This is a genomic window from Pseudomonas sp. V98_8, from assembly GCF_029967975.1.
GTDB classification, from domain to species: Bacteria; Pseudomonadota; Gammaproteobacteria; order Pseudomonadales; family Pseudomonadaceae; genus Aquipseudomonas; species Aquipseudomonas umsongensis.
On record NZ_JASCAE010000052.1, the window covers coordinates 1 to 12,949 of the forward strand.

The window sequence follows — 12,949 nt, forward strand, 5'->3', positions numbered from 1 at the left end:
CGGCGTCGAACCAACGGATCGCGAACTTGTGGCGGGTGTGGTTGAAGAAGATGCGCGGTTGGGTGCTCATGGTCAGTCCTTCCTGGTCTGTGGGGGATGCACACAGGAAGGGTTTGGCGTTCACCCGGGTCCTGAGGGGTGAAAGCTTTGGCGAAATGGAAGGAAGCTGGAAATAGGACGTTTCTGAGGATGGTGTAGGGCTTTTCTGTATTGGTATCCCGGATTAACCGTGTCGGATAACCCTGTAGGAACCTGCACTGGGCGGCGTTCCGACGATGAGGCCAGAACAGGCCCCATCAATCCCCAGCCATAAAACTCACCCGCACCTTCAACCCCGCCTTCTCCCCATCATGCAGGCTGATTTGCGCCAGGTGCGCCCGGCAGATTTCGCCAACAATCGCCAACCCCAAGCCTGAACCGGCCACTTGCTGATTGCGCCGGTAAAAGCGCTCGAACACCCGATCGCGCTCATCAAGGGGAATGCCCGGCCCGTCGTCCTCGACCTCCAGCACCGCCGGCGCCAGGACCCGCAAAATGACGTTGCCGCCCGGTGGCGTGTGGGCCAGGGCGTTGTCCACCAGATTGCTCAACAGCTCATTCAACAAGGTCGGTTCACCGCGCAACCAGACCGGCTCGTCAGCTTCCAGCGCCAGGGCCACGCCGCGTTTATGGGCCAGCGGCGCCATGGCCATGCCCAGCTCGCGGGCCAATTGACTGAGGTCGAGCAGCTGCGCGCCGCCCTCGGCAATCGCCCTGGCGCCGTTTTCCACCCGGGCCAGCGAGAGCAATTGATTGGCCAGGTGGGTCAGGCGATCAGTGCCTTGGGCAGCGGTTTCCAGCGTGCTGCGCCAGGTTTGCGGCTCGTTCGAGCGCAAGCCCAATTCCAGCCGGGCCTTGAGTGCCGCCAACGGCGTGCGCAATTCATGGGCGGCGTCGGCGATGAATTGCGCCTGCTTCTCGAACTGCCCGCGCAGGCGTTCGGTGAAATGGTTGAGCGCACGCACCAGCGGCCACAACTCGCGTTGTACTTCCACCAGGGGCAGCGGCCGCAGGTCATCCGGCTGACGTTCCTCCACGGCGGTGCGCAATCGCTCCAGCGGGCGCAGCGCCGCACTGACCGCAAACCACACGATCATCAGGGCCCCGACCGCCAGCATGCCCAGGCGCAGCAAGGTATCGCCGGCCAGGCTGCGGGCCATGCTGACGCGGGCCTCGTCGGTTTCCGCCACGCGGATTTCCGCCATGCCGTTCATGTTTGGCTCGCTGACCGCCTTGAGCAAACTGACCACACGCACGTTCTGTCCCCGATAAGTCGCGTTGTAAAAACGCGCGAGCGCCGGGTAATCATCGGTGCGGGGTGTGCCGGGTGGTGGTGGTGGCAGATTTTCGTAACCGGAGATCAGCTTCTGGTTGATGTCGTTGACCAGGTAGAAAATCCGCCCGGCACTGTCGTAGGCGAACGTATCGAGGGCCACGTAAGGCACGTCCAGGCTGAGGCTGCCATCACGCTCGGACAGGCCAGCGGCGATGGTCCGCGCCGAGGCCAGCAACGTGCGGTCATAGGCCGTGTCGGCCGCTTCTCGACCGTTCCAGTAAGCACTCAAGCCACTGGCCAGCATCAATACCACCAGCAGCAAAGCCAGGTTCCACAGCAACCGCCAGCGCAGGCTGCTGGCCTTATGCATCACGGCTTTCCAGCAAATAACCGAGACCGCGGAACGTTACGATCGCCACCGGGTGGCCGTCGAGTTTCTTGCGCAAGCGGTGAACGTAGATTTCGATGGCGTCCGGACTGGCCTCTTCGTCCAGGCCGAAGACCTGTGAAGCCAGTTGCTCCTTGCTCATCACCCGGCCAGGACGGGCGATCAGGGCTTCGAGTACCGCTTGCTCGCGGGAGGTCAGGGTCAGCAGTTCCTCACCGAGGGTAAAGCGCCGGGTCTCCAGGTCGTAGGCCAGCACACCGCAGCGCTGCAGGCGCTCGCCACCCAATACACTGCGGCGCAACAAAGCCTTGACCCGGGCTTCAAGCTCGGTGAGTTCGAAAGGCTTGGCCAGGTAGTCGTCCGCCCCCAGGTTCAGGCCATGGACCCGGTCCTTGACGTCGCTGCGGGCGGTCAACATCAACACCGGTAGATTCTTGCCCCGGGCACGCAAGCGCGCCAGCACTTCGAAACCGTCCATGCGCGGCAGGCCGACGTCGAGAATCGCCATGGCGTATTCCTCGCTGCCCAGCGCCAGGTCGGCCGCCACGCCGTCGTGTAGCACATCCACGGTCAAACCGGTGCTCTTGAGCGCCTGGGCGACGCTTTCAGCGAGCTGCAGATGGTCTTCGACGAGCAGGACACGCATGGATCATTACCTCGTTCAGGGATGGTCGACGCCATTCTTTGGCGCGGAGTTTACAGCGGCATCCGCCACTGTGAAGCCTGAAAAACCGTGAAAGCCCGATGAAAGGTTAGCGAAAGGTTGGACCGTTAGAGTCGATCTACGGATGGTTTATCTCGCAGCCATCGATCGTGCTTTGAAATGTAGCTCCCGAAAAACGCCTCGATGCGTTTTCGCCAATAAGAACAATAACGAGGTACTTCGCCATGCTGTCCACCCAGTTCCACATTTGCCCGCCGCGCCCCTTTTCTCGAACCCCCTCGTATTCGCTTGCCGGCGCCGTCAACGCCTGCGCGAAGCGAAACCGCTGCATCTGAAACATCCCAAAAAACAACAACTCCTGTGGAGACAACAATGAATCGATCACTGCGCCGTTTCGCCCTCGCCGCCAGCGTCATGCTGTGCGCCGGCCCACTGATGGCCGAGCCCAAACGCCCGGAATGCATCGCACCGGCATCGCCCGGCGGCGGTTTCGACCTGACCTGCAAACTGGCGCAAAGCGCGCTGGTCAACGAAAAGCTGCTGACCAAACCAATGCGCGTGACCTACATGCCTGGCGGTGTCGGCGCGGTGGCTTATAACGCGGTAGTCGCCCAGCGCCCGGCGGATGCCGGCACGTTGGTGGCCTGGTCCAGTGGTTCGCTGCTCAACCTGGCCCAGGGCAAGTTTGGTCGCTTCGATGAAACCAACGTGCGCTGGCTGGCCGCCGTTGGCACCAGCTACGGCGCCATCGCCGTGAAGAGCGATTCGCCCTACAAGACCCTGGACGATCTGGTCCAGGCGCTGAAGAAAGATCCGAGCAAAGTGGTGATCGGTTCCGGCGGCACCGTTGGCAGCCAGGACTGGATGCAGACCGCCCTGATCGCCAAGGCCGCCGGCATCAACCCGCGCGACCTGCGTTACGTGGCGCTCGAAGGCGGCGGTGAAATCGCCACTGCCTTGCTCGGCGGCCACATCCAGGTCGGCAGCACCGACATCTCCGACTCCATGCCGCACATCCAGAGCGGCGACATGCGTCTGCTCGCGGTGTTCTCCGACAAGCGCCTGGACGAGCCGGAAATGAAAGACATCCCGACCGCCAAGGAACAAGGCTACGACATCGTCTGGCCAGTGGTTCGCGGTTTCTACCTGGGGCCAAAAGTCAGCGATGAAGACTATGCCTGGTGGAAGGACTCCTTCGACAAACTGCTGGCCTCACCCGAGTTCGCCAAGCTGCGCGATCAGCGTGAGCTGTTCCCGTTCGCCATGACCGGCCCGGAGCTGGACACCTACGTGAAGAAGCAGGTAGCGGACTACAAAGTGCTGGCCAAAGAGTTCGGCCTGATCCAGTGATCGTCTCTGTCTAGCGGTCACGGCGGGCTAGCGCCGCCGTGACCCAGGAGTTCCCCATGCTCTTACAACGCATTTTTGCTTTGGTGCTGTTGCTGGCCTGTGTCGGCCTGGCGCTGATGGCCTGGCCGTATCAGGCGGCCTTTTCCTACGAACCGGTGGGCCCTCGAGCCTTCCCGTTGCTGATGCTCGGCCTGATGAGCTCGGCGCTGTTGTACATGGTGTTTCGTCCCGCACCGATCAAGCACAGTGATGACGAGCCGCCGCTGGATCGCGAAACCTTGACCAAGATCGCCATCTGCGTGGCGCTGCTGCTGGTGTTCGCCGGCACCTTCGAACCGCTTGGCTTCATCGTTGCCAGCATCCTCGTCGGTGTGCCGATGGCGCGCCTGTATGGCGGCCGCTGGCTGCCCAGCATCGTGATCATCAGCTTGATGGCCGTCGGCCTTTACCTGCTGTTCGACAAGCTGATGGACGTACCGTTGCCCTTGGGCGTGCTCGACGTTCTGGAGAACTGATATGGATACTCTTGGCTATTTGGGTCAGGGCTTCGGCGTCGCGCTGAGCCCGTACAACCTGGTAACCGCCCTCTGCGGCACGTTGATCGGTACGGTGGTCGGCCTGTTGCCGGGCCTGGGGCCGATCAATGGCGTGGCATTGCTGATCCCCATCGCATTCGCCCTCGGCCTGCCGCCGGAATCGGCGCTGATCCTGCTGGCGGCCGTGTACCTGGGTTGCGAATACGGCGGCCGGATCAGCTCGATCCTGCTGAACATACCGGGCGAAGCGTCCACCGTGATGACCACCCTCGACGGCTATCCGATGGCGCGCAAAGGCCTGGCCGGCGTGGCGCTGTCGCTGTCGGCGTGGAGCTCATTCATCGGTGCCTTCATCGCCACCTGCGGCATGGTGCTGTTTGCCCCGCTACTGGCGAAATGGGCGATTGCCTTCGGGCCGGCGGAATACTTCGTGCTGATGGTGTTTGCGATCGTTTGCCTGGGCGGCATGGCCGGTGACCGACCGTTGAAAACCTTTATTGCAGCATTGATCGGACTTTTCCTGTCGACGGTCGGCATCGACGCCAACAGTGGCGTGTACCGTTTCACCGGGGACAATATCCACCTGACTGACGGCATTCAGTTCGTGGTGCTGGTGTTGGGCCTGTTTTCCATCAGTGAAATTCTTCTGTTGCTGGAAAAAACCCATCACGGCCAGGAAGCGGTGAAAGCCACCGGGCGCATGATGTTCAACTTCAAGGAAGCGGCGTCGGTGTTCGTGGTGAACATCCGTTGCGGCGTTCTGGGTTTCATCATGGGCGTGTTGCCGGGAGCCGGTGCCACCTTGGCCAGCGCCGTGGCCTACATGACGGAAAAACGCATCGCAGGCGCCAAGGGTACGTTTGGCCAAGGCGACATGCGCGGCCTGGCCGCTCCGGAAACGGCCATCGGCGGCGCAGCGTGCGGCGCTTTGGTACCGATGCTGACCCTGGGTGTTCCAGGCTCAGGCACCACGGCGGTGATGATCGGCGCCCTGTCGCTGTACAACATCACCCCGGGCCCGCTGCTGTTCCAGCAGCAACCGGACATTGTCTGGGGCCTGATCGCCTCGCTGTTCATTGCCAACATCATGCTGGTGATCCTCAACATCCCGATGATCCGCATCTTCACCCGTATCCTCGCCGTGCCGAACTGGGCACTGGTGCCGGTGATCGCGATCATTACCGGGATCGGCGTCTACGCTGTGCATGCCACCACTTTCGATCTGTTCCTGATGATCGGCATCGGCATCTTCGGCTATATCCTGCGCAAGCTGGACTTCCCGCTGTCGCCGGTGCTGCTGGGGTTCATTCTCGGAGGCCTGATGGAGCAAAACCTGCGCCGCGCCCTGTCGATTTCCAACGGTGCGCTGGAAATCCTCTGGTCGAGCCCGATCACTTTCGGTTGCTGGGTCCTAACAGCGATCATGCTGTTGATGCCGATCCTGCGGATCTGGCGTAAGCGTTCGGCTGCGCAACGCGCCATCGCCGATGTCTGATCGAACACCGTTCAAAGCCTGGTGGGGTACACCGCTGGTCGGCCTGCTGGGTGGTTTCCTCGCCAGCCAGGTCGGCTGGCCGCTACCGTGGATGGTCGGCTCGTTGCTGGCGATCATCCTGGTGCGCTGCCTGACACCCTGGCAACTGGCGGAGATCCCTGGCGGCCGCAAGTGCGGCCAGTGGATCGTCGGCATCGGTATCGGCCTGCACTTCACCCCGGTGGTGATGGAGCAGGTGCTGAGTCATTTCGGGCTGATCTTCTTCGGTGCGCTGGTCACCAGCCTCTCGGCGGTGGTCGGTGTCTGGCTAATGCGTCGCACCGGCGAAGATCGTGCCACTGCGTTTTTTTCCAGCATGCCCGGCGGTTCCGGAGAGATGGTCAACCTCGGTGCCCGCAACGGCGCGGTGCTCAGCCGGGTGGCGGCGGGCCAGAGTTTGCGGGTACTGGTGGTGGTGCTTTGCGTTCCGGCGGCGTTCAAATACCTGCTGGGGGACGGCGCACCAATGTCCCACGCCGGCAGCATCGATTGGCGCTGGCTGGCGCTATTGTTTCCGGCGGGGGCGGTGGCGGCCTGGATCTGGGAACGCCTGCGGCAACCCAACCCATGGCTGTTCGGGCCCTTGCTGGTCAGCGCAGCGGTCAGCATCGGCTGGGACCTGCATATCGGCTTGCCCAACGGCGGCAGCCAGATCGGCCAATGGCTGATTGGCAGCGGCTTGGGCTGTCACTTCAATCGGCAGTTTTTCCGTCGCGCGCCGTCGTTCATGGGGCGCACGTTGATCGGCACGCTGCTGACCATGCTGATCGCCACGGCGGCTGCACTGGGATTGAGTGCGCTGACCCACCTGGATTTGCGCTCGCTGACCCTGGGCATGATGCCCGGCGGGATTGCCGAGATGAGCCTGACGGCCGAAACCTTGCAACTGTCGGTGCCGCTGGTGACGGCGATGCAGGTGATGCGGTTGCTGTTTGTGTTGTTTCTGGCGGAGCCGTTGTTCAGGTATTGGAACCGTCAGTCTGAGTCAACCTGACAGACCGAGTCGACTCATTCGCGAGCAAGCCCGCTCCCACATTTGATCGCATTCCACAGGTGTAACACGGAACAAATGTGGGAGCGGGCTTGCTCGCGAAGGGGCCCGACCATTCAACGCATCAAATTGGCGGCAACCGCCACTCGATCGGCGTCTCGCCATTCTGCTCCAAAAACTTGTTGGTCCGGCTGAAATGCCCGCACCCGAGGAAGCCACGATAGGCCGACAGCGGAGACGGGTGCACCGAGGTCAGCACCAGGTGTTTGGTGGCATCGATCAACTTCTGTTTGCTCTGGGCATGGGCGCCCCACAGCATGAACACCAGATGCGGCTGCTGCTGGCTCACCACTTCGATAATCCGGTCGGTGAAAAACTGCCAGCCCTTGTCCTTGTGCGCATTGGCGTTGGCACGCTCCACGGTCATGGTGGTATTGAGCATCAACACGCCCTGCTCGGCCCAGCTTTGCAGATAGCCGTGATTGGGGATGTCGATGTTCAGGTCGCGCTTCAACTCTTTATAGATATTGACCAGCGACGGCGGCGCCGGGACGCCCGGCTGCACCGAAAAGCACAGGCCGTGGGCCTGGCCGGGACCGTGATAGGGGTCCTGACCGAGAATGACCACCTTGACCTTGTCCAGCGGCGTGGAATTGAGCGCGTTGAAGATCATCGGGCCCGGCGGATAGATTTCCTTGCCCGCCGCGCGCTCGTCCTGGAGGAATTTTCGCAACTCTGCCATGTAGGGTTGGTCGAATTCGGCACGCAGTGCCTCCTTCCAGCTCGGTTCGAGTTTGATACGGTCGTCAGCAGTCATGGTTATATCCGGCAAAAACAATGGGGCGCACCCTAGGAAAGCCCATCACGCTTGTCAATTGATCTGACACCAATCCGGCACTTTCCCACACAGCGATCATACTTAACCCTCAAATTCCCGAGCGAGGTCACGATGAATCTGCACTTCGAAGAACTCACCGGCACTGACGGCGCCCGCATTGGCATTGCCACCCTGGATGCCGAAAAATCGTTGAATGCCCTGTCCCTGCCGATGATCAATGCCATGCGCGACAAGTTGGACGCCTGGGCCAAGGAACCGCAAATCGTTTGCGTCCTGCTGCGCGGCAACGGCATCAAGGCCTTCTGCGCCGGCGGTGAAGTGCGCAGCCTGGTCGAGGCCTGCCGGGCCCATCCGGGCGAAGTGCCGACGCTGGCCGCGCACTTTTTCAACTCCGAATATCGCCTGGACTTCAGCCTGCACACATATCCGAAACCGTTGATCTGCTGGGGCCACGGCTATGTGCTCGGCGGTGGCATGGGCCTGTTGCAGGGGGCAAGCATTCGCATTGTCACACCGAGCAGTCGATTGGCGATGCCGGAGATCAGTATCGGCCTTTATCCAGACGTGGGCGCCAGTTGGTTCCTGTCTCGCCTGCCGGGCAAGCTCGGCTTGTTCCTCGGCCTGACCGGCGCCCACATGAACGGTCGCGACGCGATCGATCTGGACCTGGCCGACCGTTTCCTGCTCGACGAGCAGCAGCAGGAACTGATCGAAGGCCTGCTGCAATTGAATTGGCAGGAACAGACGCCAATGCAGCTCAACAGCCTGCTCAAGGCCTTGCAGCAGAAAGCCGTTGCGCAAATGCCCGAGGCCCAGTGGTTGCCGCGCCGCGAACAGATCGATGAATTGCTGGACGTCAGTGATGTGCGTTGTGCCTGGAAAGCCATTGTCACGCTGCTCGATCACACCGACATGCTGCTCAACCGCGCTGCGCAGACCATGAGCGAAGGCTCGCCGCTGACCGCGCATCTGGTGTGGGAGCAGATCAAACGTGCCCGGCATATGTCTCTGGCGCAGGTGTTTGAGATGGAATACACCCTGAGCCTCAACTGCTGTCGCCATCCGGAATTCAGCGAGGGCGTGCGTGCGCGATTGATCGACAAGGATCAGAAACCTCGCTGGCATTGGCCGGACGTCAACAATGTGCCGGAGGCGGTGGTGGAGGCTCATTTTCACAAAATCTGGGAAGGTCGGCATCCCTTGGCGGACCTGTCAGAGTACTGAAAAAAATGACTCTGGAGGAGCGAGCATGCTCGCGAAAAACGTCATGACAACGCGTTTAACCTTTAAGCACGCGTTATCGTTGACGTCCATCGCGAGCATGCTTGCTCCTTCAGGAGGGTATGGATTTCAACCGGATTAGCGGTGATTACCCCGGCCGTCGTGATCGCCACGCCCATTGCGGCCGCCTCGACGATCGTGATTGTCGTTTCGCCCGCGACGATGATCATTGTCCCAGCCGCCGCGGTTGCGACCGTCCCAACCCTGGTTCTGATGCGCCCTGTAGTCCGGCCGGGACTGATAGTAACGGGGAGCCGGCTGGTAATAGCGCGGCGCCGGTTGATAAACCCGCGGCTGGTGGTAATAGCGCGGCGTTGGTTGGTAATACCGGGCAGGCGGCGCGTAGTACCGGCGCGGTGGCGTGTAGTAACCGCCGCCATTGGAGTAGTAGGAGTTGCCGCCAGCGTAATAGGGCGCCGGCGATGAGTAGACCTCTGAACCGTAGTAACCGCCTCCATCGGAATAAGCTACGCATCCACCCAGTGACAAACCCAACACGGCAATCAGAAGAATTCGTCGATACATTGGCGGCCTCCTGGACCGCGAGTGAGCCATACCAGCGACGCTGGCAGGCGACAGTCAAAGATTCTGCGACTGTCGATAGATCAGACATCGAATTGACGATCCGGTGCGCTCCCGCAACACGTTGAAACATCTCGCCGATGAAAGGTTTTTCATCCATTCACACGCTGACTAGTGGTGGCCATGACGATATCCACCGCCGTAATAACGTGGCGCGTGACCACCCCAATAGTAATAGCGATAGCCCCCATAGAAACGCGGGCCTCTGTAGTAGGAGTAAGGCGAATAACCGGGATAGTAATAAGGTGCGGGATACGCGACGTCGTAACCACCGGAATAGTAATAACAACCGGCAAGGCCCAAGCCGAGTACGCAGCCGAGCAACAATCGACGAAACATGGCGGCCTCCTGAAAGCCCCACAACCGGTACAGGCCGGCTGACACCTGTTTTGACTCATTATCCCCGACCAAGTGCAATGCCCCGGCAACCTTCGGATCAGCGGCCGGCACGTCCCATTGCGGTGCAGTCGCGCACCATTGCAAGGCAAACACACACTGTCTGCCTACATCACCAATCGACCAATCCCGCGTGCCAGAGCGCTCCGCTCGACTTGGCACGTCTCTCGCTTTAGCAGAGACGTGCAGGAGTCATCACAGGTTCGCGGCACCACAATTTGCAATGGCTGACTAGGGTTCCGGCTCGCAAGCGCGAGTGACTGGTCCGAGAGTTGGCGACCTCCAGTTGAGGTTACACGGCGGGACAAAAGCCCGGGAGACAAGCCACCGTTCGCGGTGCCGCTGCCTTCCTGTCCGCCCTTGATCAACTGGAGAACCACCATGTCCCAGCATCGTTTACCCGCCGTCCTCGCCGCGGCCTTCGCAGCCCTCGTGAGCGTCTCGTCCCACGCCGCCCCAAAAGACCACTTCAGCGTCTGCTGGACGATCTACGCCGGCTGGATGCCCTGGGAATACGCCGGCAGCCAAGGCATCGTCGACAAGTGGGCGAAGAAATACGGCATCCAGATCGATGTCGTGCAGCTCAATGACTACGTCGAATCGATCAACCAGTACACCGCCGGACAGTTCGATGGCTGCACCATGACCAACATGGATGCGCTGACCATTCCGGCCGCTGGCGGCGTCGACAGCACCGCGCTGATCGTCAGCGACTTCTCCAACGGCAACGATGGCATCGTGCTCAAGGGCGAAGGCAAGAAAGTCGCCGACCTCAAGGGTGCGGACGTCAACCTGGTCGAGCTCTCGGTGTCGCACTACCTGCTGGCCAGGGCCCTGGACTCGGTGGACCTCACCGAGAAAGACCTGAAAGTGGTCAACACCTCGGATGCCGATATCTCCGCCGCCTTCAACACCGACCAGGTCAACGCCGTCACCACGTGGAACCCGATGCTTTCGGACATCAAGGCCAAGCCCGGGGTGACCGAGGTGTTCAATTCCAGCCAGATCCCCGGCGAGATCATGGACATGATGGTGGTCAACTCCCAGACCCTCAAGGACAACCCCGCCTTGGGCAAGGCGTTAACCGGCGCCTGGTTCGAAGTGGTCGAGTTGATGAATGCGAAAAATGCCACGGGCAAGGCCGCACTGGAGCACATGGCCAAAGCCTCGGGCACCGACCTGGCCGGTTTCCAGGCGCAACTGGACACCACCAAATTGTTCGCCACTCCTCAGGAAGCCCTGGCGTTCAGCACCAGCAAGCAACTGCCGGAAACCATGCGCAAGGTCGCGGAATTCTCCTTCCAGCACGGCTTGCTCGGTGAAGGCGCCAAGGACACCAGCGCGGTCGGCATGGCCTTCGCCAATGGGGTGACCAGCGGCGACAAGGGCAACCTCAAGCTGCGTTTCGACCCCAGCTACGTGCAAATGGCCGCCGACGCCAAGTTGTAACCAGAGGACTTGGCCATGCGCCTGATCAATCGCCACCCGGATCGCCCGAGTCGCCTGTTGCTGGTGATCCTGCCTTTCGCCCTGCTGCTGTTCGCCTACTTCATGGGCTCGGCCGAGCGCCTGGCAAACAACCCCAACGACAAACTGCTGCCCAGCGCCCTGCAAATGAGCGACGCGGTCAAGCGCCTGGCCTTCGTTGCCGACAGCCGCACCGGCGAATACCTGCTGTGGCAGGACAGCGCCGCGAGCCTGCGACGCCTGGCCATCGGCCTGGGCATCAGTGCGCTGGCCGGGCTGTGCCTGGGCATCGCTGCGGGCACCCTGCCATTGTTTGGCGCGCCGTTGTCGCCGTTACTGACCGTGCTTTCGATGGTGCCTCCGCTGGCGATCCTGCCAATCCTGTTTATCGTCTTCGGCCTGGGGGAATTGTCGAAAGTGATGCTGATCGTGATCGGCATCACCCCGGCGCTGGCCCGCGACCTCGAACAGCGCGCCCGGGAAATCCCCGTGGAACTGCTGATCAAGGCCCAGACCCTCGGGGCATCGACCTGGACCCTGATGTTGCGGGTGGTCCTGCCGCAGTTGCTGCCACGCCTGCTGATCTCGCTGCGCCTGATGCTGGGTTCGGCGTGGCTGTTCCTGATTGCCGCCGAAGCCATTGCCTCGACCGACGGCCTCGGCTACCGGATTTTCCTGGTCCGCCGCTACCTGGCCATGGACGTGATCCTGCCCTACGTGGTGTGGATCACCCTGCTCGCCTGGCTGATGGATTGGGGGCTCAAGCGCCTGACCCTGCGCGCATTCCCCTGGTATGAAGGAGCGCGGGCATGAGTTTCATCACGGTGAAAAATGTCTGGCAGCAGTACGCCGACCAGGTGGTGCTTGAAGGCCTGAACCTGAGCGTCAACGAGGGTGAGTTCTGCACCCTGGTCGGCGCTTCCGGTTGCGGTAAATCGACCTTCCTGCGGTTGTTGCTCGGTCAGGAAAAAGCCAGTCGCGGCGTGATTCTCCTCGACGGTCAACCACTGTCAGCCGAGCCCGATGCCAGTCGTGGCGTAGTGTTCCAGCGCTACTCGGTGTTCCCGCACTTGAGCGTGCTGGACAACGTCGCCCTTGGCCTGGAACTGCCGCGTTCAGCGCTGTTGGGCAGGTTGTTCGGCAGTGCCAAAAAAGCTGCCCGCGAACAGGCTTCGGTGCTGCTGCACAAAGTCGGCCTCGGTCATTCGCTGGACAAGTACCCGGCGCAACTGTCCGGCGGCATGCAGCAACGCCTTGCCATCGCCCAGGCGCTGATCATGAAACCGCGGGTGCTGCTGCTCGATGAGCCTTTCGGCGCCCTCGATCCGGGCATCCGCAAGGACATGCACGCCTTGCTGCTGGAGCTGTGGCGCGAGACCCAACTGACGGTCTTCATGGTCACCCATGACCTGTCCGAAGGTTTCAGCCTCGGCACCCGCTTGCTGGTGTTCGACAAGGTCCGCGTCGACCCGCACGCCCCCGGCGCCTATGGCGCACGCATCACTTACGACATCCCTTTGAACAGCGACCGCCGCGCCTGCCGTGCCGCCGTCGATGCCTTGCCGGTGCAACTGGCAGGCACGCTTAGAACCGCTTGAGAGGACTTG

General features: G+C 61.6%; 14 protein-coding genes and 1 riboswitch. Of the genes, 8 read left to right on the top strand and 6 right to left on the bottom strand.

From position 1 onward, the window contains the following. Positions 1-296: 296 nt before the first annotated feature. The 3 genes from QLG10_RS17340 to QLG10_RS17350 all read right to left on the bottom strand — a co-directional run bounded on the left by QLG10_RS17340 (position 297) and on the right by QLG10_RS17350 (position 2,752). Positions 297-1,685, bottom strand: a complete 1,389-nt coding sequence (locus QLG10_RS17340; protein WP_248677103.1) for a sensor histidine kinase — start codon at positions 1,683-1,685, stop codon at positions 297-299. Next, positions 1,678-2,349 carry a response regulator gene (locus tag QLG10_RS17345; RefSeq protein ID WP_008055965.1) on the bottom strand — a complete coding sequence of 224 codons (672 nt, stop codon included), beginning with the start codon at positions 2,347-2,349 and terminating at the stop codon, positions 1,678-1,680. The genes QLG10_RS17340 and QLG10_RS17345 overlap by 8 nt, the downstream gene beginning before the upstream one ends. 136 nt (positions 2,350-2,485) lie before the next feature. Beyond that, positions 2,486-2,752 (bottom strand): hypothetical protein, encoded by a 267-nt coding sequence (locus QLG10_RS17350; protein ID WP_282487739.1) that lies wholly within the window; start codon positions 2,750-2,752, stop codon positions 2,486-2,488. Here QLG10_RS17350 and QLG10_RS17355 point away from each other — a divergent pair. From QLG10_RS17355 to QLG10_RS17370, 4 genes are read left to right on the top strand one after another with little or no spacing between them, the layout of a single operon-like run. Beyond that, positions 2,740-3,717, top strand: coding sequence for a tripartite tricarboxylate transporter substrate binding protein (locus QLG10_RS17355; RefSeq protein WP_282487740.1), 978 nt, complete (start codon positions 2,740-2,742; stop codon positions 3,715-3,717). The genes QLG10_RS17350 and QLG10_RS17355 overlap by 13 nt on opposite strands. Before the next feature lie 56 nt (positions 3,718-3,773). Then, positions 3,774-4,232, top strand: a complete 459-nt coding sequence (locus QLG10_RS17360; protein WP_282487741.1) for a tripartite tricarboxylate transporter TctB family protein — start codon at positions 3,774-3,776, stop codon at positions 4,230-4,232. Between the two features lies 1 nt (position 4,233). Then, positions 4,234-5,748, top strand: coding sequence for a tripartite tricarboxylate transporter permease (locus QLG10_RS17365; protein WP_033039007.1), 1,515 nt, complete (start codon positions 4,234-4,236; stop codon positions 5,746-5,748). Next, the gene (locus tag QLG10_RS17370; RefSeq protein ID WP_282487742.1) at positions 5,741-6,781 is read left to right on the top strand and encodes an AbrB family transcriptional regulator; all 1,041 of its coding nucleotides are present in this window, start codon (positions 5,741-5,743) and stop codon (positions 6,779-6,781) included. Before QLG10_RS17365 ends, QLG10_RS17370 begins: the two co-directional genes overlap by 8 nt. Positions 6,782-6,902: 121 nt before the next feature. On the opposite strand, the gene ung is transcribed toward QLG10_RS17370, so the two are convergent. Then, positions 6,903-7,595: a uracil-DNA glycosylase gene (ung, locus tag QLG10_RS17375; RefSeq protein WP_282487743.1), complete on the bottom strand. Its 693-nt coding sequence runs from the start codon at positions 7,593-7,595 to the stop codon at positions 6,903-6,905. Positions 7,596-7,727: 132 nt separating this feature from the next. Between ung and QLG10_RS17380 the strand changes: the two genes are divergently transcribed. Then, positions 7,728-8,840, top strand: coding sequence for an enoyl-CoA hydratase/isomerase family protein (locus QLG10_RS17380; protein ID WP_188264218.1), 1,113 nt, complete (start codon positions 7,728-7,730; stop codon positions 8,838-8,840). A gap of 135 nt (positions 8,841-8,975) precedes the next feature. Here the strand turns inward: QLG10_RS17380 and QLG10_RS17385 are convergent, their stop codons facing one another. Together QLG10_RS17385 and QLG10_RS17390 are read right to left on the bottom strand one after the other, a co-directional pair. Then, positions 8,976-9,422, bottom strand: a complete 447-nt coding sequence (locus QLG10_RS17385; RefSeq protein ID WP_033039019.1) for a hypothetical protein — start codon at positions 9,420-9,422, stop codon at positions 8,976-8,978. 168 nt (positions 9,423-9,590) lie between these two features. Further along, a complete protein-coding gene (locus QLG10_RS17390; RefSeq protein WP_179055500.1) occupies positions 9,591-9,818 on the bottom strand; it encodes a hypothetical protein in 228 nt (75 codons plus the stop codon). A 277-nt stretch (positions 9,819-10,095) separates the two neighbouring features. Beyond that, a riboswitch (guanidine-I (ykkC/yxkD leader) is annotated at positions 10,096-10,196 on the top strand. A gap of 60 nt (positions 10,197-10,256) precedes the next feature. Between QLG10_RS17390 and QLG10_RS17395 the strand changes: the two genes are divergently transcribed. From QLG10_RS17395 to QLG10_RS17405, 3 genes are read left to right on the top strand one after another with little or no spacing between them, the layout of a single operon-like run. Further along, the gene (locus QLG10_RS17395) at positions 10,257-11,324 is read left to right on the top strand and encodes a putative urea ABC transporter substrate-binding protein (protein WP_282487744.1); all 1,068 of its coding nucleotides are present in this window, start codon (positions 10,257-10,259) and stop codon (positions 11,322-11,324) included. A gap of 15 nt (positions 11,325-11,339) precedes the next feature. Then, positions 11,340-12,155: an ABC transporter permease gene (locus tag QLG10_RS17400; protein ID WP_282487745.1), complete on the top strand. Its 816-nt coding sequence runs from the start codon at positions 11,340-11,342 to the stop codon at positions 12,153-12,155. Next, positions 12,152-12,940: an ABC transporter ATP-binding protein gene (locus QLG10_RS17405; protein WP_110749029.1), complete on the top strand. Its 789-nt coding sequence runs from the start codon at positions 12,152-12,154 to the stop codon at positions 12,938-12,940. Before QLG10_RS17400 ends, QLG10_RS17405 begins: the two co-directional genes overlap by 4 nt. Positions 12,941-12,949 lie beyond the last annotated feature (9 nt).